Here is an 18339-nt window from a genome sequence, read left to right as displayed (position 1 = left end):
ACGGCGGCGGGCGGGGCCTTCCCGGCGCCCCGCCCGGGCCGCTCGGATCAGACCAGCCGTCGGATGTCCCCGCGTACGCGGTAGAAGCCGCCGGCCGCCGCGTGGAGCGCGTCGACGACGTAGCGCGCTCCGGGCTCACGTATCGCGCGGGGGAACTGGACGTTCCACGAGGTGTCGTAGCCCTCGGACACCACGTGCACCCGGACACGTCCGCCGTCCTGTACGCACTCGACGACCACCGAGCCGGTCGGTGCCTGGGAGACCGTGGTCACCGATCCCACCGCCGTGGCCGGGGCGTACGTCGGCAGCGCCGCGGCGAGCTTGACGTCCCGGACCACCGGCACCGTGCCCCGCTGCGCCGCGGTGATCGCGGCCTCGGTGGCGTCGACGCAGATCAGCGAGCCGTCCGTGGTCACCAGGTACAGCCGTTCGTCGTGGTACTGCATCGACAGCGCGGCGCCGTTGCCGGTGCCGAGCTTCCACAGGCGGGTGCCGTCCCGGTCGAAGCAGTAGACCGACGAGGCCAGGTCTCCGGCGAAGACGAACCGCCCGCCGGGCGAGGTCGCGCACGAGTACACGGCGCTGTCACAGGCGTAGGTGGCCTCGATCGCGCCGGTGGCCTTCGAGAGCCGCTGCACCTTGTGGTGGCCCGTGCCCGCGTAGACGGTGTCGTCCTCCTGCCAACCGAACAGCACTCCACCGCCGGTGGGCGTGTTCCACAACTCGCCGCTGCCGTCGGGGGCGTAGGCGGTGACGCCCTGGTGGTGGCCGTGGTAGACCGCCCGGTCGTCGGCTCGGACCATCCAGGCGTTGCTCCCCTGGCTGCGGCGGGTCCACTGGTGTTCGTCCTCGTGGTCGATCACGGTGAGCCGGCCGGCGCGGTCCGAGACGTTCAGCACGCCCTCGTGGATGTCCAGCCAGAAGATGTCGACGTCCGCGGCGATGTCGTACGCGGCGAAGGGCAGTTTGGAGGACAGGTCGTAGACCTTGCCGTCGTCGCAGCCCGCGTAGATCCAGAAGTCGTCGGCGACCAGGCACTTCACGCCGTCCGGCAGGCTGAAACGGGCAAGGACGTCGCCCTCGTGGTCCAGCGTGTAGACGTCGCCCGCCTGGTTGCCGACCCAGCGCCGGTCGCCGTCGACGTGGATGCCGAACGCCGCGGATCCGGTGCCGAAACGCCACAGCACCGGTGCCACGGCCCGCGCGGTGGACGGCGCCGACGCCACCTGACGGCGGGTGACCGCGCGCGGGGCCCGTCCGCCGGGGACGGCCGGCGCGTACCCCCTGCGGACCTTCTCCCCCACCTTCTTCGCGGCGGCGACCCGGGCCTTCTCCACCGTCGGGAACGTCGACGTCTGCGTCTGCCCGTCAGCACCGATGCGGCCATAGCGGACCGTCACCGTCTGGCCGTCGACCGTCACTTCGTAGAACTTGTGCGCGCCGCCGTTCTCCTGCGACAGCTCCAGATACGTCGTCGACCTCGCCCCGGCTGACATGGCAGGCCCCTCCCCGGACTCGACCCCCGGCCGTTCCGGCAGGTCCGTTGATCGAACATTAGAGGGGGCCACTGACATCGACGTAGCTCCGGGCGAGCGGGCGCCTGATCACTCCCGCGCGAGCGCCCCGTCCGTGGAAGCCCCGGAGGCGATGCCGTACTCGGGCTCCGGCACCGACTCCGGGGCGAGCAGCAGGGAGCGGCGGCCGTCCACGCCGACCGGGACGTCGCCGTCGATGGTGACGCGGCGCAGGGTGCGCTCGTGGTCGTCCGAGTCGTCGACGCCATAGTGCTGGGTCGCCCGGTTGTCCCAGATGGCGACGTCGCCGGCCCGCCACTGCCAGCGGACCGTGTTCTCCGGACGCTCGACGTGCGACTGGAGCACGTCGATGAGGGCGCGTGAATCGCCGCCGTTGAAACCGGTGAGCTTCTGGAGGAAGTTGCCGAGGATCAGGGTGCGTTCGCCGGTCTCGGGGTGGACGCGCACCACCGGGTGCTCGGTCCGGAACTTGGTCGACGTGAACACCTTGCGGTGCTGTTCCAGGGCTGCGGACGGGGCGTCGGGGCGTACGGCCGCGTAGTCGTAGTCGTTGGTGTGCACGCCGCGCACGCTGTCGGCCAGCACGCGCAGCGGTTCGGGCAGTTCGGCGTAGGCGGCGGCCGTGTTGGCCCACAGGGTGTTGCCGCCGTACGGCGGGATCACCTCGGCGCGCAGGATGGAGAAGGCCGGGTAGGCGGGCACGAAGGTGACATCGGTGTGCCACTGGTTGGCGCGTCCGCCGTGGTCGTTGTCGATGCCGAGGGGCCGTCGACGGAGGGCACGGTCGGGTGGGCGACCGGGGTGCCGAGGAGACGCGCGAACGCCTCGTGGCTCTCGGCGTCCAGGTGGTGCTGGTCGCGGAAGAAGACGACCTTTTGCCGGAGGACCGCGGCGCGGATCGCGGCCACGGTGGCCTCGTCCAGTTCCCCGCCGAGGAGGACTCCGGAGATCACGGCGCCGAGTCGGCCACCGACCTTCTCGACCGTGAGAGCGGGGTTCTTCGTGGCGGGTGCGACGGCGGCGGGTGCGGTGGCGGTGGCGGTCATGGGAGGTCCCTTCGGCGGGAGTGGCTGGTGAGGTCGCGGGGCATGGCTGTTCGTCGTACTCGGCATGCTGGTCGACCTGCCCGGCATGGCTGTTCGCCGTGCCGGGCATGGCTGTTCGCCGTACGGCACGGCGGTTGGTCGTGCGGACGTGGCGGTCCGTCGCGGTCGGACATCCGCGCACGGGAGATGCGCTACTCGTACGGAGGGCGAGTGCGCGGCCGATGCCGAACCGGTGCCGTCAAGGACACGGACACGGGCACTCGACCGGGGCGGGACGCCTCCGGTCGATGCGGAGCCGCGGAACGGGGCGATTCATCGCGGGCATGTCCAAGAGCATCGCCACCCGTCCGGAGCCCGGTCAAGGTTCGTCCGGCCGGCTTCACGACCTTGCAATACCGCCGACACCACCACTGCGGCGCTGCGGCCGCCCCCCTGGCGCGTTCGGCTGGTGAGCCGCTCGGGCCGGGGCGGGTCCGCGAGCAGCGCACCGGTGAAGCCGTCGGTCAACCGATCCTCAGCAGCTCCCGGGCCTGCTCGACGGTGGTGACCTGCCGGCCGAGTGTGGCCGCCAGGTCGGCGAGCCTGCTGACGAGGGCTTCGTTGGAGGGCGCGAGCACACCCTTGCTGATGTAGGCGACGTCTTCGAGGCCGGTGCGTACGCCGCACGCTCCGCGCAACAGGGCCAGGGCGAGGATGCGTTCATGGTGGCGGCCCACGCAGGTCACGGACCAGAACGTGTCCGGCGGCAGGGGGCGCAGCATCGCGTCGAGTGCCTCGGGGCTCGCGTCGATTCCGCCCGGCACCCCGAAGACCAGGTTCACCCGCAACGGCCCGGGCAGCAGGCCTTCTTCCAGCAGCCGGACGGCGCTGATGACGTGTCCGACCTCGAACGCCTCGACCTCCAGGGCGATGTTCCGGGTGCGGGCACGGGTGATGATCTCCCGGCCCGCCGCCGGCGAGGTGATGAACGTGCCGTCGCCGAAGTTCATCGATCCGGTCTCCACGCCGCACATGTCCGGCGACACCTCGAGCCCGCCGAGCCGTTCGTCGAGGCTCATGGCGCTGGACCCGCCTGTGGACACGTTGACCACCGCGTTCGGGGCGCTCTCGCGGATCCGCCGGATCGCGTCCTGGAACAGCTCCGGGCGGCCGCTGGGCGTGCCGTCGTCCTCGCGGGCGTGCAGGGCGACGACCGTCGCGCCCGCCGCGAGGGAACGAAGGCTGGATTCGGCGATCTCCGAAGGGGTGTACGGGAGGTTGGGGTTGGTGTCGCGGGTGACGTCCGCACCGGTGATGGCCGCGGTGATGACGACGGGGTGTGCGTTCCACTCCGGCATGTCAGAGCTCCTTCTCGAGTTGCAGCAGGGCGTGCCGCTCGGCGGGGGTGAGTTCGCGGGGCGCGTGTTCCGCGCCGTTCCACATCACCAGGACGAATGCCGACGCCACGGCCGTCTCGCCGGCCTGCATGAGGCGCTCCTCGACCCGGATGCTGGTGCGGCCGGGTACGACAGCGTCGAACCGGTACTCCACGTGCGAACCCAGGGGACGTACCTCCCGTACGTAGTCGATCGTGCAGCGCCGGACGACGCAGTCCTGAGCCGCGATGCCGCAAGCGGAGAGCACCGCGTCACGGCCGACTTCCAGGTAGGCCAGGACGGCGCTGTGGTTGACGTGACCGAGAGCGTCGACGTCGGGCCAGCGGACCTGTACCTGGTGCGTGGTGGGCGGGGCGGTCATCCGGACGTTCCCTGTGCGGAGGGCATCCGCGGCATCGGCGGGTGGCTGACCGGTCCGGACGTGTGTGCGCCGACGTCGGGAATCGGCTTCCCGGCGAGGTCGCCCGGTTCGCGGGAGAGGGGCATGTGACTCCAGTCCATCTGCGGAGTGAGGGGCGGATACGGGCGCAGGGGCCGGTGCCCGGAGCACGCCGCGCTAGCGAGGAGCCTCGACCGGTTCGGGCGCGGCTTCGGGGTCCCGTCCGGCGAGGCGCTCGCGCCAGGTGGCGAGCACGGTCGCGTCGGTGGGCTCGGTGGCCAGCGAGGCGATGACGTAGGCGGCCAGGGAGGCCAGGAGCCCGTAGTAGACGGGTTCGTTCGCCAGGATGCCGAAGGCGGCCATCAGGCCGAGGACCGTGAGGCTGCCCACCGCGACCGCGGCGAAGGCGCCCTGCACGGTGCCGCGCTTCCACAGCAGCCCGCCGAGGATCGGTACGAGCAGGCCGCCGACGAGCAGGTTGTAGGCGACGGTCAGCGCCTCGACGACATCGTTCAGGGCCAGCGCCGTACAGATCGCCACGACGCCCATGATCAGGATGAAGACGCGGTTGGCCCTGACCTCGTCCTGCGGTTCGTCGGATCCGCGGACCGCCCCGCGCAGTCTCGACCAGATGTCGTTGTTGGCGACGGTGGCGCAGGAGATCAGGGCGCCGGAGGAGGTCGACATCACGGCGGCGAGCGCGGCGGCGAGCACCAGTCCGCGGACGCCGACGGGCAGTTGCTCCTTGACGACGGTGGCGAAGGCGTCGTCGGCGTTGGCGAGGTTGGGGTAGAGCACCTTGGCCGCCGTACCGACGATCGCGCCGGCGACGGCGTAGGCGAGGCAGTAGGTGCCGGCGATGGTGCCGCCCCATTTGGCCGTGCGGTCGCTGCGCGCGGTGAACACGCGCTGCCAGATGTCCTGACCGATCAGCATGCCGAACGTGTAGACCAGCACGTAGGTGAAGATGGCCTCGCCGCCGATGCCCAGCGGGTCGAAGTAGGAGGTGGGCAGTTGGGCCTTCAGCTCACCGAATCCTCCGGCCTTGACGACCGCGATGGGCATCAGCAGGAGCAGCATGCCGACGGTCTTCACCACGAACTGCACCATGTCGGTGAGCGTGATGGACCACATGCCGCCGAGCGTCGAGTACGCGACGACGATCGAGCCGCCCAGGACGATGGCGACCGTACGGTTCATGTCGAGCAGGACGTCGAAGATCGTCGCGTAGGCGATGGTGGCCGTGACGGCGACCATCAGGGTGTACGCCCACATGACGACGCCCGAGATGACGCCCGCCCGGCCGCCGTAGCGCAGGTCGAGCATCTCGGAGACGGTGTAGACCTTCAGCCGGGCGAGGCGGGCGGAGAAGAACAGGGACAGGGCCAGCATGCCGAGGCCGATGCTGACCACCATCCAGGCACCGGACAGCCCGTACTGATAGCCGAGGCCGACACCGCCGATCGTGGACGCGCCGCCGACGACGATCGCCGACATGGTGCCGGAGTACATGGCGGGGCCGAGTCGGCGCCCGGCCACCAGGAACTCGCTCTTGGACCTGGAACGGCGCATGCCCCACCAGCCCATGGCCAGCATGCCGGCGAGATAGACGACGATCACTATGTAGTCGACGGCCATGGGGCACTCCTTCGCGCACTGTGCTTGGCGTGTCGTGGACACCCGGATCGGTCCCGCGGCGGACCGCAGGGCAGGCGCCCGTCACCGCGGCAGCGGTCCGGGTTCCGGTGAGGGCAGACAGTAGGTGGCCGAAAAGCAATTGCGAAGCATGCGTTTCATTCATTTCGGGCTCACCACAATGGAGGAAGTGTCCACTCGATGCCTGCCATCCATAAGGGCAGCCGTGACCTCGGCCCGGGTTTCCGAGCGACGCGAATTCCGAATTGCTCAATTCCGCTGAGCACTATTTCCGCACTGTTCATCGCTCTTGCGAGGACGGTCGCGAACGAGTACGTGGGCGTGTTCTTCAGCGGGGGAACGAGCCAGGTCGCGCCGCCCGCGCACGGCGTGGGGGCGATCGTGAGCGCGGGCGCGGGCACGACAGCTTCGCGGCTGGGCCGACGCGGGAAATACTTCCGACGGGGTTCAGTTCCCGCAACCGGGGTTTTGTCCGCGCCGTCCGGTATTCGGTGATCCCGGGGATCGCGGATTTCACGGGAGTGACGTCGGGTGGGATCGGTGGTGCTTGACTGACACCTATGTCATCGACTCTTGGTGTGCCCGTCCCGGACCAGGCCGCCTACATGTTGCGCGCCGCCGCCGGAGACGCCGGCCGGGCCTACAAGCAGCAGTTGCTCGACCTGCTGGACATCCAGCCCGGCCAGACCGTCCTGGACGCGGGATGCGGGCCGGGTACCGATCTGCCGGCGCTGGCCCGGCGTGCCGGGACACATGGCACCGTGATCGGCGTCGACCGCGACCCGGCCATGCTGGTCCACGCCCGCGAACGCACACACGGCCTGGACCAGGTGCAGATCCGTGAGGGCGACATCCACGCCCTGCCCGTCGAGCCGGGCACGGTGGACCGCGCCAAGACCGACCGTGTCCTCATGCATGTCGCCGAACCCGCCGACGCACTGGCGCAGTTGCACCGTGCGACCCGGCCGGGCGCGCGGGTCGGCCTCGCCGAACCCGACTGGGACACCCTGATCGTCGACGCCGAGGACCTTGAGACAAGCCGCGCCTTCACCCGATACACCACCGCCGAAGTGGTGCGTAACGCGACCATCGGACGCAGCCTGGCACGCCTGGCCGAACAGGCCGGATTCCGCACGGAAGCGGTACTCGCCACGACACCGGTCTTCCGGGACTTCCAGGACGCCGACCACACGCTCGGCCTCGGCCGCATCATGCAGAGGGCCGTCGACGAGGGCCACATCGACCGGGACCGCGGCCGACGCTGGTTCAGCAGCCTCTCCGACGGCCCGTTCTACGCGTCATTCACGCTGGTCAGCGTGGTCTGCGTCCGCTGATCGGGACCGTTTGGCGATGTGCGGGGCCGGTCCGCCGCCGATCGCACGCGGTGCGGGACGGCCGCCGGCCCCGCGCGTACCGCGGGACCGACGGCGGCTCGGCCGTCCCTCGGCCTGCAGTGTTCAGGTCCGGGCGTGCAGGTGCTCGGTGAACCAGTCGCGGGCCGCCCGCGAGGCGAGACGGAATTCCTCGCCGTCGTAGGCGTCGAAGTGCCCGCCCGGGATGAGCTCCAGCTTCTTGGGGTGCGCGGCGGTCTCGTACGCCGTCGTGGCGCCCGCGCCCGGCGTGGTCCGGTCGTGCGGCGCCACGATCATCAGCAGCGGCGTCGGGGCGATGAGCGGCAGATACCTGCCGGGTTCGAAGCCGCGGATGAACTCCGCCGAGGTGACGGTGACCTCGTTGCGCCACGTCGAGGCCTCGTCCTTCCCGTTCTGCGTGAACCAGGCCCAGGCGTCGGGCGTGGGCAGCGCGGACGGCACGCTCGGATCCTCGGCGACCACGGGGATCACGGTGGGCGCCGCACCCGCCGCCCGGGCCAGGCGCTCGGCGGCGAAGAAGGCGTCCTGTCCTTCGGTGCCGGCGGTCGCCGATCCGCTGATCATCGGCACCTGGCCGACCACCGCGCGCACCCGGCGGTCGATCGCGGCGGCGACGAACGCGTTCCCCCCGCCGAGGCTGGAGCCCCACACCCCGATGCGGTCCGGGTCGACGTCGTCGCGGCTCTGGGCGTAGGTGATCGCGTGCTGGATGCAGCGGATCTGCTGCCAGGGGTCGATCTCCTGGCGCGGGGAGCCCGGCAGCGACTCGCTCGCACCCAGGCCGGGGTGGTCGTACGCGAGTGCGCTGAGCCCCGCCGCCTGGAACGTCTCCGCGTACCGGTCGAGTCCCATCTCTTTCACGGCCGAGAAGCCGTGCTGGAGCACCACACAGGGTGCCTTCCGGTCCTCCGACCCGGCGGCGGGGTAGAACCAGCCCCGCAACGTCGCGCCCTGCGCACCGAATTCCACGTCCTCGCGCATCATCAGTCATCCGCCTCACATCGGTCTGGTGCCTCGATCCTGACCTCCGTCCTGGGGCACCGCCTGCCTCTGCGTGCCAGGTACTGGCCGCTCGACGCCAACCGATGGCACGCGGGCGTCGGCCCCGTCCGCGCCGACCCGCGCACCTGGCCGCGTGCGCGCGTCCGCCCGGTAGCGGGTCGGCGTGGTTCCGTACACCTCGCCGAACGCCCGGGTGAAGTGGCTCGGGTCGGCGAAGCCCCAGCGCGCGGCGATCACGGAGACGGGTTCCTCACCCGCGGTCAGATCCGCGCGGGCCCGGGCGAGTCGGCGGGTCCTGACGAATCCGGCGACGGTCTCCCCACTCTCCTCGAAGAGGCGGTGCAGGGTGCGGACCGAGAGACCGTGCCCCTGCGCGACCAGCGCGGGTGTGAGGTCGGGGCGGTTGAGGTTTCTCTCGATCCATCGCACGACGGCCGCGCGACGCAGCGAGAGCGGGAGCGGCAGCGGGACGGACCCTGCCGCTGCCGGTCCCGACCGACCGCGGTCGGCGAGCAGGGCCGCGGAGACCAGGTGGAGCGCCGCGGTACGGGCCGACGCCACCGCGGCCGGCGACAACTCCTCGGCCGTCCGGGCGAGTACGTCGAGATAGTCGGCGAGCAGCTTCGTGGCGGGCTCGGCCTGGTCCAGGACGCCGCGAACGGGACCCCGGGGTCCGCCGACCTCGCGCAGCGCACTCCGCGGGATGATCAGGCTGCGCTTGACCAACGGCTCCCAGACCTGGAACCGGGTCGCACTCGTGCTGTCCCAGACGGCACCGCCGCCCCGGCGCAGTTCCCTGGTGTCGCCGCCCTGCGCCACCGTTTCCCGCCCGGCGCGCGTGAACACCACGATGACGTGGTCGGCGCCGCCGTCCTGGATCCGGCCCCGGCTGCGGACACCCGTGCACGGGTCGCACCGGGTGTCCACCAGGGCGAGATCGTCGACATGGACGCGGCGCGCGGACGCCCTGAACGCCTGGCCGGGGTGGTCGGGTGACAGCCGCACACGGGTGTCGAAGTGCGTGGCGGACACGACTTCCTGCCAGCGTTGCTCCCGTTCCTGCGGCGGAACCCCGTCCAGAGTGAAGTGTTCGACCCTCGTCGTGTTCACCGGCCCGCCTCCCCGCGTCGCCTGTCCCCCGGTGGTCCGCGTACGTGACCATGAAACACGGCGCCGGTCACCGGACACTGCCCCGGTGGCCGGATGCGCCTCAGTGGCGCGACCACCGGGGGTACGTCGTCTCAGACCGTGCTCAGACCGGTGTGCCGCACGTCGCGGACACGTACATCATCTGGCGGTTGACCGTGACCGGGTACCACTGGTTGGTCGTGGTGTTGCAGGCGGTGACGGTGTCCCCGTTGAAGGTCCCGCATCCCGTGAGGGTGCAGTGCGCCGTCGTGCCGCCCTCCTTGAGCTCGAACACGATGTAGGCGTCCTTCTCGGGCTTCAGCCGGACCCGAGCCGTGCCCCAGCCGGGCTTGACCCCGATACGGGTTCCCGCCGCGGGCGCCTGCCGCGACGCGGGCTCGCCGTGGGGACCGGCCTGTTGCCTGGTGAGTTGTCCGGCGCCGCTCGTTCCGGTGCCGGACGGGGCGGTGGCGTGCCCCGGCTCGGTGACGGCCAGGAGCGCGGCGGCCGACAGCACCAGGCCACCGGTTGCCAGAGCGAGGGGGCGCAGGGGGTACTTCGTGGTCTCTCTGGTCTTCACGGTCCTCGACGTCCTCATGGGCTTCATGTGCGTCATGTGCTGCTCCGTTGTCTCGCGGGTGGTTGGCGTGGGTGGTCCGCGTCTTGGGGAGGTCGTCCTTTCGGATGAAGGTGTCGGTTGATCCGGTCGGCGGATGTCTGGAGTTTGTGAGGGTCCACCGCTCTTGTTCAAGCTGATCCCGTTTGCTTCCTGGAAGTCGGGATCCCTATGGTTCTGACCTGCTGGGACGGTGTTGTCCCGGGACGCGGGACGGCCCGGGGGAGCAGGGGAGACGGAGGCGCGTTGGCGGCTGAGGAGCGGGCCGGTGAGGTGGCTCCGGCCAAGCAACTGGGCAAGGCCTTACGTGCCTTGCAGCAGCGCTCGGGACGGACCTTGCGGTCGTTGGAAGCGGAGGTCCTGATCAGCGATTCGTCGCTGTCGCGCTACTTGCAGGGGGTCACGGTCCCGCCCTGGGCCACGGTCACGCACCTGTGCCGGGCGCTGGGGGCGGACCCCTCGGAGTACCGAGCACTGTGGGAGGCCGCGAACCTCTCCCAGACACCGTCCGGCGAGAACCCTCCATCCGCAGCCGCACCGCCGCCCGTTGACGGCGGCGATTCCCGGCCCCGGACCGCACAGCGGTGGCGACGTGGCCGCTGGGTGACCGCCGCGGCCGGCGTACTGGTGGGAGGAGTCGTCGGTTCGCTGTTCACCGTGCTCGTCGCGGCACCGGGGCCCGAGCCCGCGCGACCGTCGTCCGGATCGGCAGCGGTGACGGGCCCCGCGAACAAGCCGGGACGGTCGGATGCCGTTCAGCCCTTCATCAACCGGGTCACGGGCAAGTGCCTCGACCACAGTCTTGATCACGGGCTGCGGACGTATGCCTGCAACGGGCTGAGCTACCAGCGGTGGACGGTGCACGCGCTGCCCGACGGTACTCAGCAGCTGAGAAACCACGCCACCGGCGCCTGCCTGCGCAGCGAGGGCATGACGCTGCGCACGGGCGCGTGTGCCACCGCGGCGTCCGCCACCTGGTCGGTCAGGACCTGGGCCGACGAGGCGGTGACCATCTCCAGTACGGAGACGGGTGCCTGTCTGGAGGACAGCGCGTCGGGGCTACGTGCCGCGGAGTGCGGGGACACCACCCGCCAGAGGTGGGGCTAGCGGGTGTACAGGGGCCGCCGGGCCGCGGGCTCCAGATCGGGCCTTCGTCGAACTCACCGCTGAGCACCGGCGGGCCCTTTCAGCCTCGCCGACGAATGAGGTCACACTCGGGGGATGAAAGAGCTCAAAAGTGTTGATGCCGGGACGCCGCACGCGCAGTTTCTGGCAACCGAGCACTGGAGTCTGCTGGCGACGCGGGGCATGACGTGGCAGGAGATCTTCAGCCGGACCGGGACGTATCTGACGACGCTGTCGGCCGCGGTCGTGGCGCTCTCGCTGGTGGCCAACGCGACGGGGTTCGGGTCCGGGTTCACGACGTTCGCGTTGCTGGTGCTGCCGGTCGTCCTGCTCGTCGGGTTCGGGACGTACTTCCGGCTGATCGAGGCGGACATCGAGGACACCTGGCTGATCATCGGCATGAACCGGCTGCGGCACGCGTACGTCGAGCTCGCCCCGGAACTCGAGCCGTACTTCATCGCCAGCCACCACGACGACCCGCCGGGGATCTGGACGACGTACAGCTTCCGCCGCCGGATCGGGGTGACGCACTGGCTGTCCGGCTCACCGGTTGTCATCTGCGTCATCAACTCCGTCGTCACCGGCGTACTGGCCGCGGTGATCTGCTCGGCCGCCGGCGCCGGGGACATGGTGCGGACCCTGGTCGGCTCCGCCACGGCCGTCCTGACCGTGGCCGTCCTCGGGTTCCTCGGCCTCCGCAAGGTGCACGAGGTCTCCCGCAGCTACAAGCCGCGCTTCCCGAGTGACGATGCACGGCGGTCGGCGGGCTGAGACCGTCGTGCTGTCAGGGACGGGAGCAGACGGGAGTACCGGACCGGGTTGCCGCCCGGCCGGCCTCGCGCGGCCGGGCGGGGGTGGGAGGGCTGCGGGCAGGGAAGACATGGAACAACCCGGGGAAGACGTATCGGGCGTCTTCCCCGGGCCGTGATGTGCCGCTGGACGCTACGCCTTGGCGAGGCGGCAGGCGTTGTCCGCGATGAGTGCCGGCACGGACGACACGTTCATCAGCAGGATGCGGCACAGGAGTTGGTCCGCCGGCAGGCCGGAGCCGCCGACCGTGCAGGCGAGGTTGGTGTCGGTGCTGGAGTAGCCCAGCGACGCCAGGTAGGCCGTGCAGTCGCTGGGCGCGGCCTGGGCCGCCGGCGCGGCCACGATCATGGTGCCGCCGATGGCGGCTGCGGTGACCGCCGCGGCTGCCAGCCGGGCGCGAAGGGGACGCCTCATGATTCCTCCCGAGGTGAGCGGAAATCCCGGAAGAAGGGCCTTCCGGGAACATCCCACAAGGTAAGTGCATTCCCGGCTGAAAAGAATCGGGAGCGCAAGAATTGAATGTGTCCTGAATGGCATTCTGAAGGAAAGCAGCCGCGCGCTCGCATCCAAAAGAGGGCGCCGTCCGAAGGACCTCAGATGCCTCTGTGACACGTCGGGCGAACGGGACCACCAGTCGGCCGAGTAAGGGCGTTGACGAGCAAGGACCGGTCAGAATCGGTCAGTTGGCCCTCTTCCGCCATCTCGCCAGAATGGCCAATTTGTATGCCACTGGCACAGTCCAGAACAGGCCGGCACTCCCCTGTTTCCGCAATTTCGAAACCATGACACGGGGATGTGCTTGATGGTCGGGGACGGACAGGTGGTTTAGGGGCGCAAATGGGTATCGTACCGGTTCAGAAAACTCGGCATCATGCCTTAAAGGGCGCCGGCATGTCATAGCGCAACCCCTTCTGCGACCCTCCGTTTGCAAGTGAGCCGGGGCCCGGAGCAACGGCAGGGCGGGGCGCCCTGTGCTCCATGGCCGTCGACCGGACAAGCGCGTGACGTCCGGCAATTGCCTGCACCGTCCCCCGCGGTTCGGGCACAGGGGGTCATGGGCCCGGCTCCCGAGCCGTCGCCGCGCCGGCACAACGCATGACCGGGCCCGTCGCACCATGCGACGGGCCCGGTTCTCGTGGCCGAGGCGGGATTTGAACCCGCGACCTCTGGGTTATGAGCCCAGCGAGCTGCCTACCTGCTCCACCCGGCGACCTCGACCGTAGAACGCCAAGTACGCGCGGCGCGAGGGATTTTCGAGCGAGCGGGGCAGGGGCAGTTGCGGAACTGGGCAGGGGCTGCCGGTCGGGGGCGGCCCGGCACCGTCAGGGGACGGTGCAGACGACGACGGCGCGCAGCGTCTGCTGCGAGTTGCCGATGTTCTTGCCGATGACGGTCCAACCGGTACCGGCCGGGAAGGAGTCGGTCAGGTAGATGTCGAAGGCGCTGGTCTTGGCGCCGCCGCCCGTAGGCACCTGACCGGCCGGACAGTTCACGCCCGCGTTGGCCTGTCCCCCGGCGGGAACGGTGGTGGGGGTGCCCTCGTACTGACCGTGCGCGGCCAGCGGTCTGACCTGCGACTTGGTGGTGTCGCCGGGGTCGTCCGCGTGGGCGGCGGCACCGGCCGTCGTCGCGCCGGCCGCGAGGACGGCGAGGGCGGCAAAGGCAAGGGCGCGGGTGCGTGTCATCTCAGCCTCCGTGAGTACGGATGGATGGTGCTGACATGACACGTTACGGAGTGCGCATGTTTGACGACACGGCGTGATGGGGCGCATATCGAGGCGCGTGAAGCCAAGAGGATCGTGTTTCGATGCGCCGCCTCTCGGACGGAGGGTGTCGATGGTGGTCGTGCGCCCGGAGCTGTTCGCAGAAGTGGGGTCGAGAGTTGCTCTCGACCCCACTTGTGGACCTGCTCTCAAGGCTGAACCGGTGGGCGATCGCCCTTGCGGGGCCCGCCCGATCGCCGCGATGGACGCCGGTCCTGCCGGCCACGCGGATCAGGGGCCACCATGCGGGGCCCTGCGCGGCAGCCGGTCCGATCGGCGATCAGGTGCCCGTTCCGCGGCTGCCCTTGAGGTCGGGCCTCACCGGACCGTCGGGCGCTGGTGTCGCGGGATCCGACGGACTCGGTGGTGCCGTACAGCGAAGTGACGCTCAGGCGGAGGCGGCGGCCTTGAGGCCGGCGGTGACCTTGACCACGCGCTCGGCCTGGACCCGCGCGGCGGTGCGCGTGGTGTCGTTGACCGGGTTGTTGCCCTGGGCGTCCACGTGGGAGGTGCCGTAGGGGTTGCCGTCGGCGAACTTGGCCGGGTCCGTGTAACCGGGGGTCACGAGGATGCCGCCGAAGTGGTGGACGGAGTTGTACAGCGCGAGGAGCGTCGACTCCTGGCCACCGTGGGTGGTGGCGGTGGAGGTGAAGCCGCTGTAGACCTTGTCGGCCAGCTTGCCCTGCGCCCACAGGCCACCGAGGGTGTCGATGAACTGCTTGAGCTGCGCGGCGATGTTGCCGAAGCGGGTGGGCGAACCGAAGATGATCGCGTCGGCCCAGTCCAGGTCCTCGGGGGTGGCGACGGCGACGTCGGCCGTCGCGGCGGCGTTCGCGGCCCAGGCGGGGTTGGAGTCGATCGCCGACTGGGGGGCAAGCTCGGCGGCCTTGAGCAGACGGACCTCAGCGCCGGCCTTCTCCGCGGCCTGGGCGATCTCCTGGGCGATCGTGGCGATGGTGCCGGTGGAGGAGTAGTAGACGACGGCAAGCTTGACAGGGGTATTCACTGCTGCGGTCTCCATGAAGTCAGTGTGCGATTGCGGTATGCAACGCCCACGAGTTGAGCTTGTTGTGGCCACCCGTCCAACGGGGTAGTGGTTGAACGGTAATCCACTTGCGGGGCGTTGGTACAACATTCAACCACATCCGGAGTCCGAAATCCCGACGCGGGCGAGCCGACTGGATCACGTCAGGGCCCCAGGGCGGTGCGCGGCAGCGGCGCGGCGCGGTCTCGCGGCAGGCCCAGCCCCTTGATCGGCCGAGAAGCCGGGGTCGGCACCAAACAAACTGCACAGTACACATATCGACCGAAGTTCAACTTCAGTGTGCGCGCTGCCGACCCGACCGCATGAGACCTCGACCTCATGAGGCCGGCGGCGGGCAAGCCGAGACGGCGGCCCCGCGCCCCAGGGTGGCGGGGGTCCAGCCGAGCGTCAGCAGGTGTGCGTATGCGTACGGCTACCCGAAGTCGTACACGACGAAGTCGGTGACCGGGCGGTATCCGAGCCGCTGGTAGAGGGCGTTGCTGGTGGGGTTGGCCGCGTTCGTGTACAGCACGACCTCCTTGGCGCCCGCGGCGAGTGCGGCCCGGCTGACCTCGACCGTCACGGCGCCCGCGTAACCCTGGCCGCGCAGGTGGGCCGGGGTGTAGACCGGGTCCACCCGGACCTGGCCGCCGACCATCGGGTTCACGCCCGCCATGGAGACGGGCGTGCCGTCCGGGGTCTCCCAGAACGTGTAGCGCTTCTCGGCGAAGCGGGTGCCGGCCCAGGACGCGGCGTCGATGGTGACCTCCTCCCCCACGTCCGCCGCGAACTCACGGCACCAACGCATGAGGTGCTCGTGCTCCTCCTCACCCACCAGGCGGCCCCGGCCCGCGGGGACCGGCTCCGGCGGGGTGAGCGTGTCGAGGCGGTACAGGTGGAGCCGGACCCGGACCGTCGGCGTCGCGCCCGTGTGCCGCTGCCAGGCTTCGGCGAAAGCGCCGGCGGTGCTGTCATCCGCGGTGATCCAAGGGAGGGAGTGGCCGAGGGCGACCAGACGGGCGGCAAGGGTGTCGGCCTGCTCGGGGGTGAGGGAGGTGACGCTCAAGCCCCGGGACGGGAAGCGGTAGAAGGTGGCGTGGACCTCGCCCGCCTGCTCCAGTCGCCCGAAGACGGGGACTCCGGCGCCGTGAGCGGCCGCTCCGAGTGTGCGGATCTTCTCGGTCAGCGACAGAGGCGTGGTGTGCAGGGCGGGGCGCGAGCGCAGGAAATCTCCGGCTCGGGCCAGGAAATCGTCTACGTCTTCGGTGAGGTGCCAGTCGTCCGGGAGCATGCTTCATGATCTCCGATGGCCTCGGCCACGGGGAAGGGACTGCCCGGAGGTGAGTGGTCGTCATGCCTCGGAAAGGGCGCCAACCAGCACCGATTGACGAAGAGTTACCCCGTTCGCAGGAATCGGGGTGGTCCGGCTACCGGAGTCGCGGCGGCTCCTGCCCGGTCTCCTGCGGGTCGGCCGCCCGGTCATTCGACAAGGTTGGGCATCTGCTCGCGCGCAGGGGCCGGCGGCTCGGGCTCGCCGACCATGGGTGCCGAAGCCATGACATCGATGTCGTCGACGTTGATCAGGCGGATGCCGGAGCCGTCCTCCGCCCGGCCGGCCTGCTCCACGCCGGCGACGGCGGCCGTCGGGCCGTAGGCGAAGCAGTGGATGATGTTGAACACGGGGTGGTCAAGCATGATTCCCCTCCTGGCAGTAGGTTGACTGCTCACTCTCGCGGCCGAGATCCACGATCACCTGGCGGTGGTGGCTCATGGGCGACACGTCGGCGGCCCCGGGCTGTGCCCGGTCAGCCGTGCAGTCCCACAGTGGTTTCGCCGACCGGGCGAAAGCACTGACCTGAGAGGTGGAGGGCTCGAATCGGGTCGAGGGTGACTTCCGCGCTCCGGCTTCTGCTTGACGCCCTACCGGCGAGAACTACTCTGACTGAGCCCCGAGGTCGTGGTAAGCGCCTCCGGGTGGCCCCTATGGGCCCCGGCCCAATGAGGCCAGCGGGCGCCGGCACCCTTGTTTCACGTCGAAACCGCCTGTTCAGCGGCGCGTGCCGCGCGGGAGACGCCGGAGGAAGGGACGCTCCGGCGTCATCGGGGCGGAGGTGTGACCGCGAGATCAGAGGGACGCTCCGGCGTCATCGGGGCGGAGGTGTGACCGCGAGATCAGGCGGTCTTCCGGGCCGCGGCGCGGCGCTGCCGTTTGCCCAGGGGGGCCTGGGAGAGGTCCTCGGCCTGGGACCTGAGGTTCTTGTAGCCGTAGCCCCGTTCGGTCAGCCAAGCCTTCGCCGCCTCCTCGGCACGTTCGGACGCCTCCAGGATGTCCTCCTCTTCCTCCCCGGAATCCACGAATCGGAAGGTGAAGGCGGGGCGCGCCGCCACGTCGTAGCTGAGATGCCCCTCGGGCGTGAAGGCCGCGCGCAGGATGTCGTGCTCCGCGGCGCGGGCCAGGAGTTCGGCCCGCTGCTCGGCGCCGAGTCCGTCGAAGACGCCGCGGACCGTGATGCGGAAGGTACGAGTACTCATTCCGCGACCCTAGCCAGCGAGGTCGACGGGCCTCCACCAGGTTTTCGACAGGTGGCCCTGCGGGTGGGCGCCGCGTGTGTCGCGTGGCGTCGTACGGCACCGGAGGGCAATGGAGGCACCGGACGGCGCCAAGTGGCACCGTGTGGCATCACCTCAGCGCCACGCGGTGCCATTCGGTGTCATGTGGCGCCATCGTGGGCCATTCTGCGCTTCCGGGGACCCCCGGATGCGCCTGTCGACCCCGCAGCCAGGGCCACCCGAGCCACGTTTCCGCAGGTAGAGCGAGCGCACGCCGAATGACCCCACGCGCGGCACCATTACGGCTTGCATGTGGCGCCACCGTGGTGCCATGATGGCGCTATGGACCTCACCCCGTATGTCGACACTCTCCGCCGCGAACTCGCGGTGGCCGCCGAGGCCGGCGGCGACGAAGCGCGCGAGCTCGCGGAGAGGCTCACCGCTCCCTTGGAGTCGGCGACCCGGCTGACCATGCTCAACGTGCTCTCCGCCGCGATGGACGAGATCACCCGCGAACTCGCCCCCGGCTCGGTCGACGTACGGCTGCGGGGCCTCGACCCCGACTTCGTGGTGACACCGCCGCCCGCCGACACCGGCACCCTCGCGGAACCGGCCGCCCCCGTCGAGCCGTTCACCGCCCCGGCGCCGGCCGACGGTGACGAGGGTGGCACCGCCCGCGTCAATCTGCGGCTGCCGGCCCACCTCAAGGCCCGCGCCGAGGAGGCCGCGGCCCGCGAGGGCCTGTCGGTCAACGCGTGGCTGGTGCGCGCCGTGTCGGCCGCGGTCGACGGCGGTGCCCGGCCGCGGCCGGCGGAGAAGACCCGGTCCGTCGGGCAGAGCTTCACGGGCTGGGTGCGCTGACGGCTCCTCGGCGCGCGCCACTTGACCCGCCACCACTTCACCCGCACCACGGCACCCTCACCACTTCACCGACATCACGTCCCACCAGCGGGGAC

17 protein-coding genes, 1 tRNA gene and 1 pseudogene are annotated in these 18339 nt (G+C 70.4%); 4 read left to right on the top strand and 15 right to left on the bottom strand.

Annotated features, from left to right (window positions below):
• Window positions 1–47 precede the first annotated feature (47 nt).
• From DN051_RS42985 to DN051_RS42965, 5 genes and pseudogenes are all read right to left on the bottom strand, one after another.
• Entirely contained in the window at window positions 48–1496 is a 1449-nt protein-coding gene (locus tag DN051_RS42985) for a WGR domain-containing protein (RefSeq protein ID WP_112443161.1), read from the bottom strand.
• Window positions 1497–1604: 108 nt separating this feature from the next.
• Window positions 1605–2581: pseudogene (locus DN051_RS42980) on the bottom strand (TauD/TfdA dioxygenase family protein).
• Between the two features lie 503 nt (window positions 2582–3084).
• Window positions 3085–3918, bottom strand: a complete 834-nt coding sequence (locus tag DN051_RS42975; protein ID WP_112443160.1) for a beta-keto acid cleavage family enzyme — start codon at window positions 3916–3918, stop codon at window positions 3085–3087.
• A 1-nt stretch (window position 3919) separates the two neighbouring features.
• Window positions 3920–4318 carry an acyl-CoA thioesterase gene (locus DN051_RS42970; protein ID WP_112443159.1) on the bottom strand — a complete coding sequence of 133 codons (399 nt, stop codon included), beginning with the start codon at window positions 4316–4318 and terminating at the stop codon, window positions 3920–3922.
• 195 nt (window positions 4319–4513) lie between these two features.
• Window positions 4514–5974, bottom strand: a complete 1461-nt coding sequence (locus DN051_RS42965) for a sodium:solute symporter family protein (RefSeq protein WP_112443158.1) — start codon at window positions 5972–5974, stop codon at window positions 4514–4516.
• Window positions 5975–6552: 578 nt separating this feature from the next.
• On the opposite strand from DN051_RS42965, the gene DN051_RS42960 reads away from it, so the two are divergent.
• Window positions 6553–7326 (top strand): methyltransferase domain-containing protein, encoded by a 774-nt coding sequence (locus DN051_RS42960; protein WP_112443157.1) that lies wholly within the window; start codon window positions 6553–6555, stop codon window positions 7324–7326.
• A gap of 123 nt (window positions 7327–7449) precedes the next feature.
• On the opposite strand, the gene DN051_RS42955 is transcribed toward DN051_RS42960, so the two are convergent.
• The 3 genes from DN051_RS42955 to DN051_RS42945 all read right to left on the bottom strand — a co-directional run bounded on the left by DN051_RS42955 (window position 7450) and on the right by DN051_RS42945 (window position 10075).
• The gene (locus DN051_RS42955) at window positions 7450–8349 is read right to left on the bottom strand and encodes an alpha/beta hydrolase (RefSeq protein ID WP_199315032.1); all 900 of its coding nucleotides are present in this window, start codon (window positions 8347–8349) and stop codon (window positions 7450–7452) included.
• 12 nt (window positions 8350–8361) lie between these two features.
• Entirely contained in the window at window positions 8362–9477 is a 1116-nt protein-coding gene (locus DN051_RS42950; protein ID WP_162625192.1) for a helix-turn-helix domain-containing protein, read from the bottom strand.
• A gap of 142 nt (window positions 9478–9619) precedes the next feature.
• A complete protein-coding gene (locus DN051_RS42945) occupies window positions 9620–10075 on the bottom strand; it encodes a hypothetical protein (RefSeq protein WP_159054294.1) in 456 nt (151 codons plus the stop codon).
• 282 nt (window positions 10076–10357) lie between these two features.
• Here DN051_RS42945 and DN051_RS42940 point away from each other — a divergent pair, with 282 nt between their 5' ends.
• Window positions 10358–11218, top strand: a complete 861-nt coding sequence (locus DN051_RS42940) for a helix-turn-helix domain-containing protein (protein ID WP_234389088.1) — start codon at window positions 10358–10360, stop codon at window positions 11216–11218.
• Window positions 11219–11332: 114 nt separating this feature from the next.
• Window positions 11333–12007 carry a hypothetical protein gene (locus DN051_RS42935; RefSeq protein ID WP_159054293.1) on the top strand — a complete coding sequence of 225 codons (675 nt, stop codon included), beginning with the start codon at window positions 11333–11335 and terminating at the stop codon, window positions 12005–12007.
• A gap of 171 nt (window positions 12008–12178) precedes the next feature.
• Here the strand turns inward: DN051_RS42935 and DN051_RS42930 are convergent, their stop codons facing one another.
• From DN051_RS42930 to DN051_RS42900, 7 genes are all read right to left on the bottom strand, one after another.
• On the bottom strand, window positions 12179–12460 hold the full coding sequence (locus DN051_RS42930; RefSeq protein ID WP_053763570.1) for a hypothetical protein: 282 nt from the start codon (window positions 12458–12460) through the stop codon (window positions 12179–12181).
• Between the two features lie 722 nt (window positions 12461–13182).
• Window positions 13183–13256: transfer RNA gene (locus DN051_RS42925), tRNA-Met, on the bottom strand.
• A 112-nt stretch (window positions 13257–13368) separates the two neighbouring features.
• A complete protein-coding gene (locus tag DN051_RS42920) occupies window positions 13369–13731 on the bottom strand; it encodes a hypothetical protein (RefSeq protein ID WP_112443155.1) in 363 nt (120 codons plus the stop codon).
• A gap of 466 nt (window positions 13732–14197) precedes the next feature.
• Window positions 14198–14815, bottom strand: a complete 618-nt coding sequence (gene wrbA, locus DN051_RS42915) for an NAD(P)H:quinone oxidoreductase (protein ID WP_112443154.1) — start codon at window positions 14813–14815, stop codon at window positions 14198–14200.
• Between the two features lie 451 nt (window positions 14816–15266).
• Window positions 15267–16124, bottom strand: coding sequence for a GNAT family N-acetyltransferase (locus tag DN051_RS42910; protein ID WP_112443153.1), 858 nt, complete (start codon window positions 16122–16124; stop codon window positions 15267–15269).
• A gap of 188 nt (window positions 16125–16312) precedes the next feature.
• Window positions 16313–16528, bottom strand: a complete 216-nt coding sequence (locus DN051_RS42905) for a hypothetical protein (RefSeq protein WP_112443152.1) — start codon at window positions 16526–16528, stop codon at window positions 16313–16315.
• 477 nt (window positions 16529–17005) lie between these two features.
• Complete coding sequence (locus tag DN051_RS42900; RefSeq protein WP_053763565.1) at window positions 17006–17365, bottom strand: DUF6204 family protein; 360 nt, start codon at window positions 17363–17365, stop codon at window positions 17006–17008.
• A 360-nt stretch (window positions 17366–17725) separates the two neighbouring features.
• On the opposite strand from DN051_RS42900, the gene DN051_RS42895 reads away from it, so the two are divergent.
• Window positions 17726–18244 carry a toxin-antitoxin system HicB family antitoxin gene (locus DN051_RS42895; RefSeq protein ID WP_053763564.1) on the top strand — a complete coding sequence of 173 codons (519 nt, stop codon included), beginning with the start codon at window positions 17726–17728 and terminating at the stop codon, window positions 18242–18244.
• Window positions 18245–18339 lie beyond the last annotated feature (95 nt).

Source organism: Streptomyces cadmiisoli (genome assembly GCF_003261055.1).
GTDB lineage: Bacteria > Actinomycetota > Actinomycetes > Streptomycetales > Streptomycetaceae > Streptomyces > Streptomyces cadmiisoli.
Note: the sequence above shows the minus strand (reverse complement) of the source record. Positions and strands in the feature narration are given on the sequence as shown.